The sequence below is a fragment of the Gottfriedia solisilvae genome (genome assembly GCF_002128405.1).
Taxonomy (GTDB): Bacteria; Bacillota; Bacilli; order Bacillales; family Bacillaceae_G; genus Gottfriedia; species Gottfriedia solisilvae.
The window spans coordinates 216724-236756 of record NZ_NETJ01000004.1; the positions used below are offsets into that span (position 1 = coordinate 216724).

Below are 20033 nucleotides of genomic sequence, written 5' to 3' on the forward strand. Positions count from 1 at the left end.
TACTGATTTGCACCAACCATCAGCTCTCTGTCACAGGGAAAACATCACTACTTTGTTCCTTTCATTGCTTTACACTATTCAATTGATTTTCTTCTAAAAATAAAAAAGTCCCTACTGTCTACACAGTAGGGACGAAATGGTTAAATTCGCGGTACCACCCTAAATTATTAGTATGTAAATTAGTATACTAATATCTTCATTTCATAACGGCTCTTCACCGTCTTCCCCTCACTATTTGCTTCGAGGAAGATGCTCAAGGATTGTAATTCATGTTGTTTTTTGTACTGATTTGCACCACCATCAGCTCTCTGTTACAGGGAAAACACCACTACTCGAGTTCCTATCATTGCTTTTCGTCATTTGATTAATTACAACTTTATTCCTAAACGAAACAAATGTCAATAATTTTTTATTTTAAAAATAAAATTATATTAATATACTTAAATTCAGTTGGTCCTCTCAGATTAAAGTACCAAAAAATATATTTTATTAAATGAACAACTAACAGGACTAGCTGGACTAGTTGAATTTATAATTAAGCAAAATATACAATCGTATTCGATTCATACAAACACGGTCAGCTTTACATGGTCCGAACAGCAATCATCCTCAGTAATTACTTTCTACGGTGTCTCACAACATTTCTACTTCACAGAATCCTTACGTAACTGCTCAATACAGCTTCTCTGAATTTTATTATATTGTTATAGTTTTCAGTTTTATTCTAACAAAAATAATTCTAACTTTATCTTTAACCAAACTACGCAAAATCAATAGAAAAAGCACAATCTTGATAGATTGTGCTCATAAAATTATTTATGCAGTTACATCTCGTTTTGAAAATACATAAAAAGCTAGGAATAGGAAAACAACTAAATAACATACAAGTACGATGCATGAGAAAACCATCGTCATCCCTTCAACAAGAGGTGCTCCATCCATATATTGCATAAGATTTGTGTTTGCAAAAAGTATGTATTTTGCCCATTCATATTTCGTTGCAACGATCGTAGTAATCACATTACCCATAAATAATAAAAATATAGATAAACCAATTGCGATCGTATTGTTTCTAAAGATTGTTGAGACCATAAAAGCCATCGTAGCAAGCATAAATGTCTCAATGAAACTTAATAAATATAGCTTTGCAGAATATAGTAAACGACTTTGCTCTTCAACATGTCCATCAACATATGCTAAGTAAGATGGATTCCCATCAGCCGGTCCAAAAAGTATTAATCCTATTATTAGCGACGCACAAAATAAAACTGCTAAAAATACAAGACCAAACAGAATACTAGTTAAATATTTTGATAAAATAATTTTACTTCTAGAATATGGTCTAATTAATAACAATTTAATCGTTCCCCAATTAAATTCACTTGCTACAATATTTGCGGCTATTATAATTGTGAATAAACCGACTAGTACAATCACATCAGATGTGCTATCAATAAATGTCCAAACATTTCTCTCCTCATTCGGAGCTATATTATGTTTTATTCTATATTCATTGACCGCTATGTTTTTTTCAATAAATTTTCTATTTGGATCGTTTTTACCGGCTTCTTTTAAATCTTTTTTCAGTGAATCCGTATCTTGTTGTAGTACTTGTTTCCATTTATCATTAGTTACTTGTTGAGATTTACCTTCCGAATATTTTGTAAAAGCACCTACTACTCCTACTAAAATAATAACAAGAGCAATCATGACAAGTGTTCCCGGTCTTTTTATAATTTTTATCCATTCATTTTGTATCAATTTTATCATGGTCATATTCCCTTCTCTTAGAAATACTCAAAGTATGTATTTACAGTTAATTTCACTATCTTACATCGTTGAATTAAACATTCGTTATTTCAAGGAAACGGTCTTCTAATGTTTTTGAATTCACCTTAATTCCATATATTTTTATGCCTGCGTGCACTAATTTTTCAATAATATCTGGAACGCCTTCTCTAGATGCTTGAACATAAATATCACCTTCATTAATCTCAACACTATATTTAGACAGTACTTTTTGAGCAGCACTTATATCACTAACTTCAACAATATATGTTTGAGATTCTTCGTTAATCAGCTCATTTACCGTTTGGACACCAACGAGCTGACCTTTTTGAATAATACCAATTCGATCACACATCATTTCCATCTCAGATAAAAGATGACTAGATACAATGACAGCCATCCCTTTTTCTCGTGTTAATTTTTGCAAATAATCCCTCATCTCACGAATACCAGCTGGGTCAAGTCCATTGGTTGGCTCATCTAAAATAAGAACTTTTGGATCATGCAATAAGCATTGAGCTAGTCCCAAACGCTGCCTCATACCGAGTGAATATGTTTTGACTTTATTGCGAATCGCACTTGTTAAACCTACAAGCTCTACAACCTCATCAATTTTCTCTTTTGTGATCCCTTGTACCATTCTTGCATATTGCATTAAATTATCGTATCCGCTTAGGAATTTATATAACTCTGGATTTTCAACGATCGCACCAATATTCGCAACAGCTTTTTCAAAGTCCGTTTTTATGCTATTTCCGTTGATTATTACATCACCTTCAGTAATACTCATTAGTCCAACCATCATTCTAATAGTCGTTGTCTTACCAGCACCATTTGGACCTAAAAAGCCAAAAACTTCTCCTTCATAAATATCAAAACTTAAATCAGAAACTATTTTCTTATTTTTGATTACTTTCGTTAAACCTTTCATTTGTACAATCGATTTTCCCATGTTGTCCTCCTTTTAAGCTGTTTAACAGTATTTCAAAATAAAATAAATCCACCATACATCTTATTCTATTAAATTAATAGAAATCCTTTAAAAATGTTAAATTTTTCCTTTTTTATAATGATATGTGAACTCTATTGTATATTTTATGCACTTAATCTAGATAAAAAATCAGATTGTACAATCAAAAATGAAACAAGCGTAATATAATATACAAATGGAACAGTGAGCTAATTTTTATAAGTTCATAGACAAAAAATGGCCTCACATTAAGTCTATACCATAAAGAAGTACAGATAGAGATTATTGGAGCTTAACATAAAGTTAGACACAGCTCGTTCTTGAAACATACTTTTAAACAATTTGTCATACGATTTAACACAATTCAATACGTAATGCTCCTAAATGAAATAGTATCAACTGATGATCGATATTCACATGCCTAACTATGCGATTTTGATGGAGGATACTTGATTGGTAAACTATTTAAAATTATTTATGTATATTATTTTTTTACTTATCGCAATTTATTTGGATATAAAATTGTAACTTGTAACCCTTTTGAGCAGATAAAAGAGAAAACCAAACTGATGGTTTTCTCTTTTTTTATATCGTATTTAGTTATTGACAATATTTTTCCTTATAAAATATAATTAACTTATCATATGTTAACTAAAAATATAAATAAGTTAACATTAAGAATGGGGGATTTAAAATGCATCCAGAAAGATTGAAAATGCTTATTACTGCAGCTTTATTTGCATCGATTATTGGTATACTTGCACAAATATCTATTCCTTTACCATTTTCTCCTGTACCAATTACAGGTCAAACACTTGCAATTGGACTTGCTGCAACAATTTTAGGTAGAAAATATGGAACAATTTCAGTACTGATCTATTTAGCAATTGGTGCGATCGGAGTACCTGTATATGCGGAGTTTTCAGCTGGATTTAGTGCACTTATTGGGCCAACAGGTGGCTATTTAATTGGATTTTTACCTACTGTATTGATCATTGCTTACTATATAGAAAAAACTAGTTTCACAGTTTTACAAGTATTCGTAGCAAATACAATTGGAATGCTAGTTACATTACTATTCGGAACAATTTGGTTAAAAATCTCTCTGGATTTAGGTTGGAAAGCAGCACTAACAGGAGGATTTTACCCGTTTATCATTTTAGGTCTTGTTAAAGCATACTTAGCTTCTACAATTGGCGTAATTGTAAGAAAGCGTCTTGAGAAAGCTAATTTATTAAAAGTAGAAAGCAATATTTCAGCTTAATAAAAAAAAGAACCCTTTAATTAGGGTTCTTTTTTTATATTCATTTTTTTAATTAAACGTTTGTTTGGTTATTTCCCTATACTCCTCTCCCCTATTTATTTCTTGATAAATAAGTCGTTATCAAAAGAAAAACCACTCTAGAGTGGTTTAGTTAATCATATACATATGATATTTCAGCGCTAATATATTTAAATTTGTCAGGGCGTTGATCAGTTACAAAATCAAAAACGTAGAGTCCCTTTTCACTCTTCTTGAAAACTATGAAAATCTTCTGCCCTTCTTTCGGCTTCGCTTCACCCTTCCAATCCTTATCGGTAATTTCATCGAATTTATATGATAGTGCTGCATAGTGACCGAATAATGGCTCAATTGGATCTAAGCTTTCTGCCTCAATCTTAAAAGTGTCAGCAGTTTGTTTAAAGTACATTATGCTTCCAAGTAATGAAAGCAGCAAAATTAACTGTATGAATGACAATAATATTAGTTTCATTTTATTTTGCATATTCATCACCTCTTGCTTTTTTCGATTGAATAAAGACGATATAGAGTATAGCTGCAAGTATGATGAATACGATTGATTTACCTATGAAAGTAACAGATAATCCTGTGTAAATACCAATTACAAGAATAATAAAGGTAATAAAGCCGATGATCATGCTTCTTTTTTCTTGATGAGAAACACCAAAGAATAAACGAATACAAGAATAAGCAAATAAAATGAAGACACCAACAATCATATTAGCTAATTCGTCTTGCATACCCAAGATTGGTAATAAGAAAATGAATAGGTAAATCCAAAGATAATTTTTGATTTGCTCATTACTTCTCCATTTTCTATAAACAGTATAAACAGCTAATAAAGTGAACAATAACATTACAATGTTGAAAACTGGAAACGATAATTCTTTTTGAATTTCATGAATTACATCATAAATTACGCCCATAGTCGTCGTAATAAAGGTAGCAATCCAAATAAATGGAGTAATGAAAGGAAGTAGTACATAATCAATCACTCCCCACTCATTAAGTAGCCACAGAACAAATATTACCGCGATGATCGGAGTAACATACTGACCATCAGAAATCGTCTCAAAAAACACGATGAGTATATATCCTAAAAATGTATAGTTGAAGCTCGCATTCCAACGAGTTTTCATTTTCAATAGAAAATAAATTGAACAAAGTAATAATGGTAGCTGTAAAAGATATACATAAGATGTTCCATTACCAGCGCTATAGTTTAAACTAAATAATCCAATTCCTAAGAATAAATAATAAAACATATCATGCCTTAAAAAGTAATAATAAAGAAAGGCTAATAATGTCCAAGTAATAAGAAATATTGGGCTATCGCTAGAAAATTGATACATTTGTACAATTAAAACGAAAGCACAAGCATATCCAATTACATTTATGAAATTCAAACAATTTCCAAAAAGCTCTTTTCCCTTTTGATAACTAATAAACGCCGCTGAATGAAAAATTATTAATGTAACAAAAATAATGACTAATCTTACTGTTTGATCATAATTATTCCAGTTGCTTCCAACGAGCGCTAGTATTGAAAATGCAACTAGTAAAGCGATAAGAAAGGGTACGATATTCATTAAAAATGATTGCTTCTCACTTCTATTCCTATGATTTTCATAAGTTAAAATTCTGCTCACAGTCTCGTCATCTATTAACTCATGAGACCGCCACTCTTTTAGTTTTCCATCAATTTTATTCATTGTTTGCCCCCTGTTTGTAGTGCAAAATATATAGGCTACTTTCACATCAAAATATATCGACGTTTTATGAAACTTTAAATGTTCACTATCATTATAAGCACCAAATACTGTTTCTAGTATAAATAGTTCATAGTTTTAGATGATTAGGAGAATGAATCAAACGTTTGTTTAACTATTTAGATAAAAAAGAAAAGCCGCCCATTTCTGGAATGCTTCACTTACATGTCTTTCTCTAATCTTCACTATTCTCTATATCTATTAATCCCAAATATTCGGTCGTTCAATATTCATCGTTCGCATATAGTCCAATAATTGGCCAGTATGTACAGATTCATGATAAGCCACTCTTAGTAACATATCTCCTAAGGTACGGATATATCCCACGTCTGAACGATCTATTTTTACATTCTCAAGATCAGACACTTCTATAGATTTAATGTAGTTAATAAATTCATGTCGAAGAGGTATTGCTCTATCTAAATCATCTTGTACATTCGTAAATTCAACTAATTCGTATGGATTTTCAGGGTGTGATATACTTTTTCTATTTTGTAAAATTTGAAGATATATATATTCACTTTCTAGTACATGTCGAACCATTTCCGCACAAGTTAAAGCTTTTTCATCAGGCTTCCAATTTAACATATTAGTAGGAATTGACTGCCAAACCTTAATACTTCTACGTCTTATTTCTTCAAAATTTAGTACAATTAAATCGATTTGATTCATTAAAATCCCTCCTATTTATTATTAGTAAATTATACCATTATTTAACTCAAAATGCGAACTAACGTTCCTGTTAAAGTGAACTATTTTATGCTTTCAGTAAGTTACTACTCATAAAAAAACAGTCCTCTTTGGAGGACTGTTCTCACTATTATACCGGGTATACTCCATGCTTTTTTGTGCTTGGCGTTTCGTATGATTCCAAGTAGTATTCAAATCGTTTAATTAGTTCAGAACGTAGCTCTTCTGGTTGAATGACAACATCAACAACTAATTCTGAAGCTAATCGATAAATATCAATATCCTCAGAATACTCCTTACGTTTTTCTTGGATGAATGCAGCTTGTTCTTCTTTCGGTAAGCTTGCAATTTTGTTTGCATATACTGCGTTTACGGCAGCTTCTGGACCCATTACCGCAATTTGAGCTGATGGGAAAGCAATTACACAGTCCGTTTCAAATGCAGGACCAGCCATTGCGTATAAACCTGCACCATATGCTTTACGAACGATAACTGAAATTTTTGGCACTGTCGCGTTACTCATGCTGTATAGCATTTTCGCACCGTGTCGGATAATTCCTGCTCGTTCTACTTTTGTACCAATCATAAATCCTGGTACATCCATTAAGAATAATAAAGGAATATGGTAAGCATCGCATAAATTGATAAATTTAGCTGCTTTATCCGCTGAATCTGGGAATAATACGCCACCTTTAACTTTAGGCTGATTCGCCACAATACCAACACTTCGTCCATCAATTCTAGCAAAACCAGTTACTAACTCAGGCGCGAATAATTTTTTAATTTCAAAGAATGAATTTTCATCTACTACTCGATCGATAAATTCATAAATTGAAAATGGTACGTTTTGATTACCAGGGATAATTTCAGCTAATGATTTTTCTTTAACAACTGGGTTCTTTGCTTCTACAACAGGAGACCCTTGTTTAAAGTTTGCTGGTAAAAATGATAAATACTCTTTTACTTGTCGAATTGCATCTTCTTCTGATTCACATAAAACATCCCCACACCCTGAAACTGAACAGTGCATTCTCGCTCCGCCCATTTCTTCAAGCGTTACTTTTTCACCGATTACCATCTCAGCCATACGAGGTGATCCTAAATACATAGAAGAGTTGCCTTCAACCATGAATACAGCATCACAAAATGCTGGTATATACGCGCCACCTGCAGCCGATGGGCCAAATAATAAACAGACTTGAGGTACTTGACCAGATAGCTTAATTTGATTATGGAATATTCGCCCTGCTCCACGTCTTCCCGGGAACATAAATACTTGGTCAGTAATACGTGCACCAGCTGAATCTACAAGGTAGATCAGTGGGCACAGCATTTTTTGGCAAGTTTCTTGGATACGAATAATCTTCTCTACCGTCTTTTCACCCCAAGATCCTGCTTTTACAGTAGAATCATTTGCCATTACACAAACTGTACGACCATTAATCTTACCGATTCCTGTTATAATTCCGTCTGCTGGAAACTCATCATTTACACAATTGGCAAATAAACCATCTTCCACAAAACTATCTTTATCTACTAGCTGATTAATTCTCTCCCTAGCAAAAAGCTTACCAATTTTAGCATTGCTCTCATGATACTTTTCTTTCCCACCAGAAAGTATTTGGTCTTTTCGAGCTTGATATGTTGCTTCGTTTGACATGTGAGTTACTCTCCTTTGTATTGTGGTTGACGTTTTTCTTGAAACGCATTTAAACCTTCCATACGGTCTTCAGTATGTAGCAATCTTTCATACTCGTAAGTTTCTAATCTTAAACCTAAATCTAATGGTAGATCGAAACCAGATTGAATCGCTTTTTTTGCTGCACGTATTGCAAGCGGTCCCTTACTTGCAATTGCTTCACAAATTTCTAATGCTTTATTTTGTAATTCATCTAATTCAACAACATGCTCCAAAATTCCAATTTGCTCGGCTTCTTGTGCATTTAATCGCTTACCTGTATAGATCAATTCTTTAGCTTTTCCAAGTCCAACTAAGCGTGGTAGTCTTTGCGTTCCACCCGCTCCAGGAATAATTGCTAAAGATGTTTCTGGTAAGCCAACAATTGCATCTTTATGAGCAAGTCGAATATCGCAAGCTAAAGCAAGTTCCAAGCCTCCGCCTAGTGCAACACCATTAATAGCTGCAATTGCTGGCATTGGAAGCTTTTCAATTTTAAAGAATAGGGATCCAATCATAGCAACTGTTTCCCTAGCTTCGTTTTCAGTCATGCCTCTTCTTTCCTTTAAATCAGCTCCACTGCAAAAATAAGAAGAACCACTGCCTGTAAATAAAACTGCACGAATCTCTGATGCTTTTGATAATTTATCCATTTCATCATGAAGAGCTTCTAGTAACTCGCGAGATAAGGAATTTGCTTGTTTCGTTCGGTTAAGCGTAAATACTCTTACATGACCAATATCATTCACAAGTAAACAGGATTCCATTTAAATACTCTCCTTTGAACCATTCCATACGGAAAATAATTTACTAACTGGCGTCAAGTTCATCGCCTCAGAAATATAATTAGTCGCATGGTGAAGTTTCTTTTCATCAACGCCAGTTGAAATACCTAATCGATGAAGTAATGAAACAATATCTTCAGTTGCTACATTTCCGCTTGCACCAGGTGCATATGGGCAGCCACCTAAACCTCCAGTTGACGAATCGAATCTTTCAATTCCAAATAACAACGAAGTATAAAGATTTGCCATTGCACGACCGTATGTATCATGAAAATGCATTGCAATCTGGTCAACAGATATTTCTTTTAATAAGTCTTCCAGAAATTCATTTACTTGATATGGTGTAGCAATTCCGATTGTGTCTCCAAAAGAAATTTCATCTACACCGCACTCAACTAATTGATTAGCCATCTTAATAACCTGAACAGTATTGATATTACCTTCATAAGGACAACCAAATACTGTTGATATATATGCTCTTGTTGTTTTTTTATGTTGTTTACATTCAGTGATCATCGAACGGATTTCATTCATTGAATGCTCAATATTGGCATTTTTATTTTTCAAATTATGTGTTTCACTTGCAGAAACGAAAAAGTTAATTTCATCTGCATCAGCTTCAAACGCACTAATTAGTCCTCTTTTATTTGGGACAAGTGCTGCATAAGTAACCCCATCTTTTTTGTTAAGTTTTGTGAATAGATCAACAGAGTCACTAAGTTGAGGAATCCAGTCTGGCCTTACAAATGAAGAAACTTCAATATAAGATAAACCACTTTCTACCAATAAATCGATCCATTCAAGCTTCTTTTCTGTTGGAACAAATTGTTTCTCATTTTGTAACCCATCACGTGGTCCAACTTCCCTTAAAATAACTGATTGAGGTAGCTTCATCTATTTACTCCTAACCTAGTTTTTCAACTTGGATTAATGAGTCGCCTTCATTTACAAAATCGCCTTCTTGCACAAATACATTTACAACCTTACATTTATACGGTGCTGCATGTGGAATTTCCATTTTCATAGATTCCAAGATAACATATTCCCCGTCACTACTAATTTCGTCACCAACTGCTACTAGTAATTTCCATACGCTACCTGCCATCATTGCCGTTAAATTTTCCATTATATGAACCTCACTTTACTTTTTGATATTCACTGATAAAATTAGTCGCATAATCGCCTTCTTGGAAGCCTTTCGTAGAAAGAATATCAATTAAAAATGGCACATTCGTTTTAATTCCTTCAATACGTACACTTGATAAATACGACTGTAGTTGTTGAACTGCGTCTTTTCTAGTTTTTGAAGTAACAATTACTTTTGCTAAAAGTGGATCATAAAATGGAGATACAACCCAACCATCGTAAAGATGTGTATCAACTCTCACACCTTCAACTTCTGGAAAACTACAATGTTGAACAGTTCCAGGAGATGGGAAAAATGTTTTAGGATCTTCCGCATAAACCCTTACTTCAATTGAGTGTCCATTCATCTCAACATGATGTGGACGAATTGGAAGAATTTCACCAAATGTAATTCGGAATTGCCATTCAACTAAGTCAATTCCTGTAATTCCCTCAGTAACTCCGTGTTCTACTTGTAATCTAGTATTCATTTCTAAGAAATAAATATTTTCGTTTTCATCTACTAAAAATTCAATCGTGCCTACATTTATATATTTCATTTTCTTTGCAATTGTAAGTGCATATTCTTCAAGCTTCTTACGACCATGTGAAGAAAGAAACGGTGATGGTGCCTCTTCAACAACCTTTTGGTTTCTTCTTTGAATTGAACAGTCTCTTTCGAACAAGAATACGATATTGCCAAGTGTGTCTGCTGCAATTTGTGCTTCAATATGTCTTGGTTTTAAGATTGCTTTTTCAATAAAAACATCATCATTTGCGAAGAATTGAAGCGCTCTAGTTTGAGTTGCAACAAATTCCTTTTCAAGTTGTTCTTGATTCTCAATTAATTTCATACCAATTCCACCGCCACCACTGGAGGCTTTTAACATGACTGGATAACCAATATCGAATGCAATTTCTTTTGCTTCTTCTACCGATTGAATTGGATGAGAGTTCCCTTTGATAACAGGAATATTTAATTGCTCCATCAGTTGCCTAGCTCTAATTTTTTCACCCATCATTTCTAAATGTTCAGGCTTTGGGCCAACGAATAAGATTCCAGCTTCTGCACATTTTTTAGCAAAATCACTATTTTCTGATAAGAAACCGTAACCTGGATGAATTGCAGTTACGTTGTTTTCTTTAGCCAATTGAATAATATATTCGCCATTTAAATACGTATCTTTCGTATGATTTCCTTTAAGAGGGAAAGCCTCATCACTTAACTTAACATGCAAACTTTCCTTATCAGCCTCTGAAAAGATAGCAACAGTTTGATAACGCAGTTTTTTACATGTTTGGATAATTCTGCATGCGATTTCTCCGCGGTTTGCAATCAGTATTTTGATCATATTCTCGCTCCTTATCGGCATCCTAATTGTCTTGCAATAACGATACGTTGAATTTCAGAAGTTCCTTCACCAATTTCAAGTAACTTAGCATCACGAACTAAACGTTCTATACCATATTCCTTCATGTATCCGTATCCGCCATGAATTTGTAATGACTCATTCGCAATTTTGGAAGCGATTTCAGAAGCGTATAACTTAGCGAACGCCGCTTCTTTTGTAAAAGGTTTTCCATTATCTTTTAACCATGCAGCTTTGTGTACCATATTTCGAGCTAATTCGATTCCCATTGCCATATCTGCTAGCTTAAATTGGATTGCTTGAAAGCTAGAAAGAGGCTGGTTAAATTGTTTACGTTCTTTTGAGTAAGCTAATGCTTTATCAAAAGCCTTTTGTGCAATACCTACAGCAAGAGCTGCAATTGAAATTCTTCCACCATCTAATGTATATAAGAACTGGCCAAATCCTTTATCTGGATTGCCTAGAATATTTTCTTTTGGTACTCGTACTTCATTTAAAACGATTTGAGTCGTATTTGATGCTCGTACACCCATCTTGTCGTAAGGATCTGTAATCGTTAAACCTTCAGAATCCGTTGGTACAATAAATGCACAAATATTTTTCTTTCCTCTTTCATCAATTGAAGTATAAGCAGTAACAATAATTGTGTTTGAATACTGAGCATTGGTAATCCAGCATTTCTCTCCTGTAATAACGTACTCATCACCATCTAATACTGCTCTTGTTTGAGTTCCCCCAGCATCCGAGCCAGCATTAGGTTCTGTTAAACCAAACGCTCCAAGTGTTTTCCCTTGTGCCATTGGAACTAAGTACTTTTGCTTTTGTTCTTCCGTACCAAAATAATAAATAGGAGAAGCTCCAAGTGAAATTGTGGCTGCAAAACTTAATCCAGTTCCACCACATGCACGTCCTATTTCTTCTACAGCTATTGCATAACTAATTGTATCGCTTCCGCTTCCACCGTATTCTTCAGGAAAAGGAATACCTAACAAACCTAATTCACCCATTTTTTGGAATGTTTCAATTGGGAATCTACTATCGCGGTCATTTTCTTCTGCAAAAGGCTCAATTTCCTTCTCTGCAAAGCTTCGTACCATTTCTTGAATCAATTGCTGTTCTTTAGATAATAAAAAATCCATGTGCTAGTCACTCTCCTTTTAATAGTAAGGTACGTTTTAAAAAACGTAAGAATGCCTCCAACTGTCGGTTTTCTCAGTGGAGTCAGTTTATATCTATATTAAAAAATAATATAGTCTTACAATTGATAATATTCGATATTTTATATCAATTTCCTTTATACAAAATTCTTATAATTTCGACAAATTAAGACAAGTACTTAGTATAAGGTATTAAATATCGATATTCCTTTTTCTATAAAACAAAAACACTACCCTAAAGTAGTGTTTACTTAATATATATATGAATTTAGCAAAATAGATATTCCTTTTATTTTGTCCCTGTATAGAAATTGTTGGACCACCCTGGACAGCCTGATCATATAACATATATACACGGCTCATCAGTCCCACTATTTACAACTTCCGCTACAATAAATCTTTATTCATTTATTCCTTACATTCAATAAAATCTTTCCAATACTTTGACGACTTTCTAGTAATCTATGAGCACTCTCGGCGTCTTCTAAAGAAAATTGATGACCAATTTTAATCGTTAATTGGCCTTTTTCAATAAAGTTGAAAACTTGTTTAGCCGTATCCTTCAATAATTCAGGGCGTTCTTTTCTTGTTGTACCTAAACTAAACCCTAAAATTGATCGACAACTTGAATGCAACTGTTGTGTATTAAAATGTCCTATTTCCCCACTTGAGTTTCCAAAATGAACGAGTCGGCCATATGGTGCTAAACACTGTAAGCTTTGCTCAGATATTCTCCCGGCTATTGAATCTAGTATAATATTTGCGCCCTTACCTTCTGTTAGTTCATTAACTTTTTGAGCGAAGTCTTCATTTTCATAACAAATAACATGATCAGCACCAGCAGCTTGTGCAACTGTAGCTTTCTTTTCATTTCCAACCGTTCCTATGATTTTACCTGCACCTAAAATCTTAGCAAGCTGTATAGCTGTAGTTCCTACTCCTCCAGCTGCAGAATGGATAAGGACAGTCTCACCTTTTTCAATTCTGGCTAAATCTGCTAATAATTTATATGAAAGAAAAGATACAGTTGGACACGCTGCAGCTATATCAAATCCGACTGTTTCTGGTATATGAAATGTTAAATTTTCATTTGCTACTACGTATTCGGCATATGAGCCACCAACTGGAAATGCCGCTACTCTCTCTCCAATTTTAAATTGTGTTACTTCGTTTCCAACAGCAATAATAACACCAGCAGCATCCAATCCTGGAATAAATGGAAATTTGCCTTCCCCTTTTTTTCCGTATCTTGATTTTATATCTGCAAAATTAACACTGGCTTTTTCTACCATAATTAACACTTGCTTTGAGTTGAATGTTGGGATTTCTAAATCAACATACTTTAGTACTTCTGGTTTTCCGAACTCAGTTACAACAACTGCCTTCACGCTAATCACCTCTTCTATAACCTTTGCCTTCATTTTACAATTTGAAAGGTTGGTTTAAAAATAGCGTTTTATTATGAGGTATGATAAGAAAAACTTATTCATGACTACCTCATTTCGATTAAAATTCACCAATAAAAAAACTACCTTACCATAAAGATAAGATAGTTTTTACGATTAATCATTCATTTTAATGATGAAATTTTCTGCTGCTGCTTTAATATCTTCTTTCCCTAAAATGGCCGATACAATTGCAACACCATCTATTTTCGTTTTCATAAGGTCTGTTACATTGTCTTCATTAATTCCGCCAATCCCAACAATTGGAATTGAAATTGCTTCACGGATTACATGTAGTTCTTCTAATGAAACAGGCTTTGCATCTAGTTTTGTATTTGTAGGATATACAGACCCAATACCAACATAATCAGCACCTTGTTTTTGTGCAAGAAGTGCTTCTTCTAAAGTCGTTGCGGACACTCCAATGATCATATCTTTTCCGACGATTTCCCTTGCTACCGTGATTGGTAAATCCTCTTGACCAATATGTAGACCATCCGCTTTAATTGCAAGTGCAATATCTAATCGATCATTGATAATAAGTGGAATATTATATTTTAATGTTACTTCTTTTACCTTTAGAGCAAGTTCATAAAAGTCTAAACTACTGCAGTTTTTCTCTCTTAGCTGAACAATCGTCGTGCCACCTTTAATTGCAGCTTCAACTGACTCGATTAAATCTCTTTTCCCTAATACATCACGATCTGTAACCAGATAGAGCTTATAATCAACTTTATTTCTCAATAGACTCATTCAACTTTACCTCTGCTTAGCAATGTTTCTGCTGACATTTTAGAGATTTCATCAAATAAATTTACTTTAAATGTTCCAATTCCTTGGTCCTTTGTTAATCGTTCTTTTGCCAACTCACCACTTAACCCCATGATTGTAATACCGGCAATAGCAGCAAGGAAATAATCTTTTGTTACACCAGCGAATGTTCCAATCAGCGATGTACTCATACAGCCTGTTCCTGTTACATCCGCAAGCATTTTATCACCATTTGAAATTTTGCAAACATGATCTAATGATGCAACAATGTCAACAGCACCAGTAATCGCTACTACTGATCCTAATTTCACTGCTAAAGCTTTTGCAATTTCAATACCATTTTCTTCACTCGCAATTGAATCAACGCCTTTAATCTGCACGTTTAATCCTGCAATCATTTTAATTTCAGACATATTTCCACGTATGACCGCGAAACGAACTTCTTTTAATAAAATTGCCGCTGTCTCTGTTCGAAGAGTAGTAGCTCCTACACCAACTGGATCCAAAATAACTGGGACTCCTAGTTGATTTGCTTTTTTTCCTGCCGTGATCATTGATTGAATGGTTCTTTCGTTCAACGTACCGATATTGATGACAAGTGCTGATGCAAAGGCCAACATTTCCTCGACTTCTGCTAAATCATCTGCCATGACGGGTGAACCTCCCATTGCAAGAACCATATTTGCACAATCATTAACCGTTACATAGTTTGTAATATGATGTACCAAGGGTTTTTTACCCTTTACATCTCCAATTAACTGACTGATTTCATTAAGAACTGACATGTTTATTTCCCCCTACTTGCTGATTAGCAAATTTATTTATGACAAATTGAACGACAATATAAATCACACCAATGACAACCATACTAGGAACAGTTGCTCCTAGAAAACTATCAAATTGTACAAACTTACGATAGATACATATACCAATTACCCATATGAGCATTGCAACCCAGTCTACCCTTAAGGTTTTTCTAATCTTAGTACGCTTTAAAATAAAATAGTCAGTTAACAAAATTGCATACAAGGGTGCAAAGAAAGAACCAATTAAATATAAAAATCCTTCGTACTTTTCAATCGGAAATACGATTGCCAGTATTGTTCCTATGATTGTTAGTACGATTGCGACATGCTTTCCATTTAATTTAGGAAATACAGTTGTCAATGAAATGCCACCAGAATATGCATCCATAAAAGTGGTTGTAACTGTGGCCAATACAACGATCCCAACTGCAAACAATCCAAGATTTGCACTCATTAGGACTGCCACTGGATCAAATTCATTAAATGCTAGCGCAGCTCCGAGTCCGATTGCATACATCCATGAACTACCAATCATATAACCAACAAAACTTCCAATTGCACCTTCACGAGTTGACTTAGCAAAGCGAGTATAGTCACTTATTAACGGCAGCCATGATAGTGGCATGATAACGGATAATTCAACTGCGGCACCAAAAGACATCTCAGAAGTACCTGGTTCAAAAAGTAATTCACTATGCTTAAAAATGACGAAGCACAATACAATTGTTAGTAAAAATAATAGTGTTACTGCTACACTATTTAACTTCTTCCAAGCATTTTGACCAAAATATAACCATGTACAAATTAATAGTCCAACTACAAGACACCAAACCCAAGGCTGGTTAAAATGAAAATCAGATGTAGTTACTACATTAATTGACCTGGCTCCTGTCACAATCATAATTGCTGTCCAGCCTAGTAGCTGTAATACATTTAAAATAGAAAATAAATAACTACCATAACGTCCAAATGATATTTTAGTAGACTCCATTGCTGTTAAACGCTCTCTTGAACCAATGACACCACCTAATACAAGAAGTAGTGTACCTAGTAGATGACCGATTAATATAGCAGTCAATCCTTTTGAAAAACCTAAAGGTGCAATAAGCGCACCTGTCATAATTTCAGCGATTGAAACTGCGGCTCCGAACCAAAGTGTTGCGAAGTTCCATTTTGTTAACTTTCCAGTTAGTTTAGACATGCTGTATACCCGCCTTTTGATACATCGAATAAAAATGATGTACTGGACCTACACCTTTTCCAATTGAGAATGAATGTTGAATTGCTAGTGTTATATATTCTTTTGCTTTACTAATTGCTTCGTTTAATGGGCATTCATTCGCTAGATTAGAAGTTATGCTTGATGACAAAGTACACCCAGTACCATGAGTATTGTTAGTTGCTATTCTAGTACCCTTATAATAAGTAAATTCGTACCCATCATAGCTAACATCTGTTGCATCGTCCTCTAAGTGACCACCTTTTACAAGAACAGCTTTAGCACCTAATGAGTGAATTAAAATAGCAGCCTCTTCCATCTCTTTAAGAGTTGATATGTTTCTACCAGTTATAACTTCTGCCTCCGGAAGATTAGGCGTTATGACAGTTGCCAATGGAATCAGTTCTTGAATTAAAGCTTCTTTCGCATCTGGACTTAATAAATCATAACCACTTTTAGAAACCATAACTGGATCAACAACAATGTGCTTCGGCTTATATTGTCTTAGTTTTTCAGCAATGACTTTAATCGTATCAATTTGTGACACCATCCCAATCTTTACTGCATCAACTTCAATATCAGTAAAAATTGCGTCTAGCTGACTTGCAATCATTTCTGGTGTAATGTCTTGAACTGCAAATACCCCTTGTGTATTTTGAGCTGTCACTGCGGTAATCACACTCATACCAAACACACCATGAGCTGAAAATGTTTTTAAATCTGCTTGAATTCCAGCCCCACCACTCGAATCGGACCCCGCAATTGTCAGTACTTTTTTCAATTTCTTTCCTCCTACTTAATGAATAGACTTTTTTGATCTAACAGATAGAAGTTGTGGATTGATTTAGAAAACAAAAAAGCACAAATCCCCATAGGGACTTGTGCTCGAACAAATCAATGTTATAAATACATAAAAATATGCATTTATTCGCTCACTTTCCTACGCTGGCATTATCCAGATCAGGTTAAAGGGTCAAAGACAATTGTGTCTTAATCTCAGCCGACCATTTACGGCACCCCTAGTACTATTCAAAATATCAAATTGTAATTCTACTTCATATTAATTAATACTATTACTAAATTCAAGTAGTTAGACTTTTTTATTCCATTCTAAATAAAAGCTTTTGAAAGGATATTTACAAGCTTACACCCCACTGAGTAGACCATCTATAAAGAATCTACCCTTTTGGGTGTTTTAGTATTATTTTAAGTCCTTAACTTCATTAAGAACATCATTTAAATCATCTGCAGCTTTGTTAAGAGTATCTGCGTCAAGTGGAGAAACTTTTACACCAGCTTCAATAATGTGTAGAGGAGTTTCAACCTTTTCATAAAGATCTGCATCTTTATCTTTTACTGAGTCTTCAAATTTCTCCCAAGACTCTTCAAGTGCCTCTCCGCTTTCTTTTGCTTTTGTTTCATCATTATCAGCAACTTGCGATTTTAAATCTGTAATTGTTTGAATCATATCATCTGATCCACTTTTAATTGATTTATCTTCTTCTGTGCCACATGCAGATAAAGTTAATGATAGTGCTAAAGTCATTGATAAAACTAATTTTTTGTTAGATAACATGTTCAATTTCCCCCGAATTTTGTTTTTTTTCATTTTTTTTATTAGAAAATCTATTAAAGATTGCTACGATACATGCAATAAGCAAAAGTATGATTTGTGGTATGAAGCTCTCCCAAGTAGAATAAATTGCAAAGAAATCCACTGTTGGTATTGGTGCTTGCGTTGCTGGTAATAATCCGGATAATTGTAAACCGTGAATGCCCATACCTGTAAATTTGAAACATAAATAGAACATAAGAATACTAGATATAAGGAAAAATGGTCTCATAGGAACTTTTAAACCAACTTTTAAAATTAAGTAACTTAGAATTGCTAAAATGAGAATCCCTAATACAATGCCCGTTAACAAACTTGTTAATTTTATAGATGAAGCCATCCCTATAAAGAACAAGACTGTTTCAGTTCCTTCACGAAATACTGCTAAAAATGAAAGAATTGAAAGTGATAATAAACTGCCAGTGTTTAAAGCTTTCGTACTTTGGGTTTGAATATAAGATTGCCATTGTTTTAAATTCGATTTACTGTGAAGCCAATAACTCATATAAAGCAACATGACTGCAGCAAATACTCCGGTCCATCCTGCAATTAAGAAATTGTTACTTCCAAAAGCACCTGCTGAAAATAATAAGTTCACGATAACGCCTAATATTATACTTACACCTAATCCAGCTCCGACTCCAAACCAGATCCACTTACTTTTTTTCTCATGACCAGACTTTCTTATAAATCCTAATAAAGCTACCACAACAAGTAAGGCCTCTAATCCTTCTCTTAATAAAATTGTGATTGCATCTAACATTGTATAACTAGTTTTAGCTGCTAAAGGTGAAAGATAATCTCGCATATCTTTTATCGTTTTAGTTGCTGCTTTAATGTCAGGCGTTTTGCCGGACAGCATCGCGTACGAAGTAACCATATCTCTTTCTGCATCTGTATAAACTTTTTGGGATTGTGTTAATACTACCCCTTCAATACTAATCCAAGATTTTCTAAATTGATCAATCTCTGATTTTGCTCCAGATACATCATTTTCTTTTAAGTTTGATAATGCATTGTTTAATATTTGTATTAAATCTTCAACACTACCTGTATTCTTTATATTAATTTTGGATTCAGCAAACTGATGTGTAATGAACTTTTCATTTACTGCTTCCAATTCTTTTAAAGAAGTAACAAGTGTATCTTGATTGATTGTCTTTTGGGCTAATGAGAATTGAACCATTCCCATCGCTTCCTCAATTTTGCCATATGCTTCAATTGACTTATTTTTAATCCCATCTTCTTTGGCTAACCATTCACCATTGAATTTTTTATAGTCCTTCTCAGCAGATGCAAAGTCTCCTTTCTGAGATGCTTGTATAGCTCTTTCAATAAATACATTTGCATGAGTTAAATCTTCTTCAGGACTTGCTGCAAATATTTTAGATGGAACTAGTAATAAACAAAGTAGTAAAGGTAAAATTAATTTCGTTAAATTTTTCTTCATTTTCATTCCCCTTAAACACGAATGATAATCATTTTCAAATAGACTATATACTTAATTAGTTAGATAGTCAAAGATATTTTTTATCTAGACTAACTATAAATAATCATAAAAATTAA

At 33.9% G+C, this 20033-nt stretch carries 19 protein-coding genes, 1 riboswitch and 2 other annotated features (1 of these 22 running past the window's edge); of the genes, 1 reads left to right on the forward strand and 18 read right to left on the reverse strand.

The annotated features are described in order from the left end of the window. Positions 1-74, reverse strand: a binding site (T-box leader) (it extends 157 nt beyond the left edge of the window). A 50-nt stretch (positions 75-124) separates the two neighbouring features. After that, positions 125-356: a binding site (T-box leader), on the reverse strand. 460 nt (positions 357-816) lie between these two features. Both CAB05_RS14360 and CAB05_RS14365 read right to left on the reverse strand, forming a co-directional pair. Further along, the gene (locus CAB05_RS14360) at positions 817-1770 is read right to left on the reverse strand and encodes an ABC transporter permease (RefSeq protein ID WP_088000927.1); all 954 of its coding nucleotides are present in this window, start codon (positions 1768-1770) and stop codon (positions 817-819) included. Between the two features lie 73 nt (positions 1771-1843). Continuing rightward, a complete protein-coding gene (locus CAB05_RS14365; protein ID WP_088000929.1) occupies positions 1844-2740 on the reverse strand; it encodes an ABC transporter ATP-binding protein in 897 nt (298 codons plus the stop codon). A 712-nt stretch (positions 2741-3452) separates the two neighbouring features. On the opposite strand from CAB05_RS14365, the gene CAB05_RS14375 reads away from it, so the two are divergent. Then, on the forward strand, positions 3453-4022 hold the full coding sequence (locus tag CAB05_RS14375) for a biotin transporter BioY (RefSeq protein ID WP_088000933.1): 570 nt from the start codon (positions 3453-3455) through the stop codon (positions 4020-4022). A 151-nt stretch (positions 4023-4173) separates the two neighbouring features. Here CAB05_RS14375 and CAB05_RS14380 read toward each other — a convergent pair whose 3' ends face one another. From CAB05_RS14380 to CAB05_RS14455, 16 genes are all read right to left on the reverse strand, one after another. After that, positions 4174-4524 carry a GDYXXLXY domain-containing protein gene (locus CAB05_RS14380; RefSeq protein ID WP_158093279.1) on the reverse strand — a complete coding sequence of 117 codons (351 nt, stop codon included), beginning with the start codon at positions 4522-4524 and terminating at the stop codon, positions 4174-4176. Continuing rightward, entirely contained in the window at positions 4514-5752 is a 1239-nt protein-coding gene (locus CAB05_RS14385) for a DUF2157 domain-containing protein (RefSeq protein WP_088000937.1), read from the reverse strand. Before CAB05_RS14385 ends, CAB05_RS14380 begins: the two co-directional genes overlap by 11 nt. 258 nt (positions 5753-6010) lie before the next feature. Then, entirely contained in the window at positions 6011-6481 is a 471-nt protein-coding gene (locus CAB05_RS14390; RefSeq protein WP_088000939.1) for a DinB family protein, read from the reverse strand. A gap of 148 nt (positions 6482-6629) precedes the next feature. Next, positions 6630-8159 carry an acyl-CoA carboxylase subunit beta gene (locus tag CAB05_RS14395; protein ID WP_088000941.1) on the reverse strand — a complete coding sequence of 510 codons (1530 nt, stop codon included), beginning with the start codon at positions 8157-8159 and terminating at the stop codon, positions 6630-6632. A 5-nt stretch (positions 8160-8164) separates the two neighbouring features. After that, complete coding sequence (locus CAB05_RS14400) at positions 8165-8944, reverse strand: enoyl-CoA hydratase-related protein (protein WP_088000943.1); 780 nt, start codon at positions 8942-8944, stop codon at positions 8165-8167. Continuing rightward, positions 8945-9856: a hydroxymethylglutaryl-CoA lyase gene (locus CAB05_RS14405; protein WP_088000946.1), complete on the reverse strand. Its 912-nt coding sequence runs from the start codon at positions 9854-9856 to the stop codon at positions 8945-8947. Positions 9857-9866: 10 nt separating this feature from the next. Next, entirely contained in the window at positions 9867-10088 is a 222-nt protein-coding gene (locus CAB05_RS14410; RefSeq protein WP_088000948.1) for a biotin/lipoyl-containing protein, read from the reverse strand. A gap of 10 nt (positions 10089-10098) precedes the next feature. Continuing rightward, positions 10099-11439, reverse strand: a complete 1341-nt coding sequence (locus CAB05_RS14415; protein WP_088000950.1) for an acetyl-CoA carboxylase biotin carboxylase subunit — start codon at positions 11437-11439, stop codon at positions 10099-10101. Positions 11440-11450: 11 nt separating this feature from the next. Next, the gene (locus CAB05_RS14420) at positions 11451-12596 is read right to left on the reverse strand and encodes an acyl-CoA dehydrogenase family protein (RefSeq protein WP_088000952.1); all 1146 of its coding nucleotides are present in this window, start codon (positions 12594-12596) and stop codon (positions 11451-11453) included. 422 nt (positions 12597-13018) lie between these two features. Beyond that, entirely contained in the window at positions 13019-14002 is a 984-nt protein-coding gene (locus CAB05_RS14425; protein WP_088000954.1) for a quinone oxidoreductase family protein, read from the reverse strand. A 174-nt stretch (positions 14003-14176) separates the two neighbouring features. Then, positions 14177-14812, reverse strand: a complete 636-nt coding sequence (gene thiE / locus CAB05_RS14430) for a thiamine phosphate synthase (protein WP_167374475.1) — start codon at positions 14810-14812, stop codon at positions 14177-14179. Next, the gene (thiM, locus tag CAB05_RS14435; RefSeq protein ID WP_088000957.1) at positions 14809-15615 is read right to left on the reverse strand and encodes a hydroxyethylthiazole kinase; all 807 of its coding nucleotides are present in this window, start codon (positions 15613-15615) and stop codon (positions 14809-14811) included. The genes thiE and thiM overlap by 4 nt, the downstream gene beginning before the upstream one ends. Continuing rightward, a complete protein-coding gene (cytX, locus tag CAB05_RS14440) occupies positions 15602-16837 on the reverse strand; it encodes a putative hydroxymethylpyrimidine transporter CytX (protein WP_088000959.1) in 1236 nt (411 codons plus the stop codon). The genes thiM and cytX overlap by 14 nt, the downstream gene beginning before the upstream one ends. Further along, entirely contained in the window at positions 16830-17636 is an 807-nt protein-coding gene (thiD, locus tag CAB05_RS14445; RefSeq protein WP_088000961.1) for a bifunctional hydroxymethylpyrimidine kinase/phosphomethylpyrimidine kinase, read from the reverse strand. The genes cytX and thiD overlap by 8 nt, the downstream gene beginning before the upstream one ends. Before the next feature lie 139 nt (positions 17637-17775). After that, a riboswitch (TPP riboswitch) is annotated at positions 17776-17886 on the reverse strand. Between the two features lie 170 nt (positions 17887-18056). After that, positions 18057-18431, reverse strand: a complete 375-nt coding sequence (locus tag CAB05_RS14450) for a hypothetical protein (protein ID WP_088000963.1) — start codon at positions 18429-18431, stop codon at positions 18057-18059. Beyond that, on the reverse strand, positions 18421-19917 hold the full coding sequence (locus CAB05_RS14455; protein ID WP_088000965.1) for an FTR1 family iron permease: 1497 nt from the start codon (positions 19915-19917) through the stop codon (positions 18421-18423). The genes CAB05_RS14450 and CAB05_RS14455 overlap by 11 nt, the downstream gene beginning before the upstream one ends. Positions 19918-20033 lie beyond the last annotated feature (116 nt).

Bases quoted from the DNA above. Each gene is read 5' to 3' on its own strand.
- thiM (WP_088000957.1), bottom strand. From the start codon at position 15,615: ATGTCAGTTCTTAATGAAATCAGTCAGTTAATTGGAGATGTAAAGGGT.
- CAB05_RS14375 (WP_088000933.1), top strand. From the start codon at position 3,453: ATGCATCCAGAAAGATTGAAAATGCTTATTACTGCAGCTTTATTTGCA.
- CAB05_RS14410 (WP_088000948.1), bottom strand. From the start codon at position 10,088: ATGGAAAATTTAACGGCAATGATGGCAGGTAGCGTATGGAAATTACTA.
- CAB05_RS14400 (WP_088000943.1), bottom strand. From the start codon at position 8,944: ATGGAATCCTGTTTACTTGTGAATGATATTGGTCATGTAAGAGTATTT.
- cytX (WP_088000959.1), bottom strand. From the start codon at position 16,837: ATGTCTAAACTAACTGGAAAGTTAACAAAATGGAACTTCGCAACACTT.
- CAB05_RS14360 (WP_088000927.1), bottom strand. From the start codon at position 1,770: ATGATAAAATTGATACAAAATGAATGGATAAAAATTATAAAAAGACCG.
- CAB05_RS14455 (WP_088000965.1), bottom strand. From the start codon at position 19,917: ATGAAGAAAAATTTAACGAAATTAATTTTACCTTTACTACTTTGTTTA.
- CAB05_RS14415 (WP_088000950.1), bottom strand. From the start codon at position 11,439: ATGATCAAAATACTGATTGCAAACCGCGGAGAAATCGCATGCAGAATT.
- CAB05_RS14405 (WP_088000946.1), bottom strand. From the start codon at position 9,856: ATGAAGCTACCTCAATCAGTTATTTTAAGGGAAGTTGGACCACGTGAT.
- CAB05_RS14450 (WP_088000963.1), bottom strand. From the start codon at position 18,431: ATGTTATCTAACAAAAAATTAGTTTTATCAATGACTTTAGCACTATCA.
- CAB05_RS14380 (WP_158093279.1), bottom strand. From the start codon at position 4,524: ATGCAAAATAAAATGAAACTAATATTATTGTCATTCATACAGTTAATT.
- CAB05_RS14395 (WP_088000941.1), bottom strand. From the start codon at position 8,159: ATGTCAAACGAAGCAACATATCAAGCTCGAAAAGACCAAATACTTTCT.
- CAB05_RS14365 (WP_088000929.1), bottom strand. From the start codon at position 2,740: ATGGGAAAATCGATTGTACAAATGAAAGGTTTAACGAAAGTAATCAAA.
- CAB05_RS14390 (WP_088000939.1), bottom strand. From the start codon at position 6,481: ATGAATCAAATCGATTTAATTGTACTAAATTTTGAAGAAATAAGACGT.
- thiE (WP_167374475.1), bottom strand. From the start codon at position 14,812: ATGAGTCTATTGAGAAATAAAGTTGATTATAAGCTCTATCTGGTTACA.
- CAB05_RS14420 (WP_088000952.1), bottom strand. From the start codon at position 12,596: ATGGATTTTTTATTATCTAAAGAACAGCAATTGATTCAAGAAATGGTA.
- CAB05_RS14385 (WP_088000937.1), bottom strand. From the start codon at position 5,752: ATGAATAAAATTGATGGAAAACTAAAAGAGTGGCGGTCTCATGAGTTA.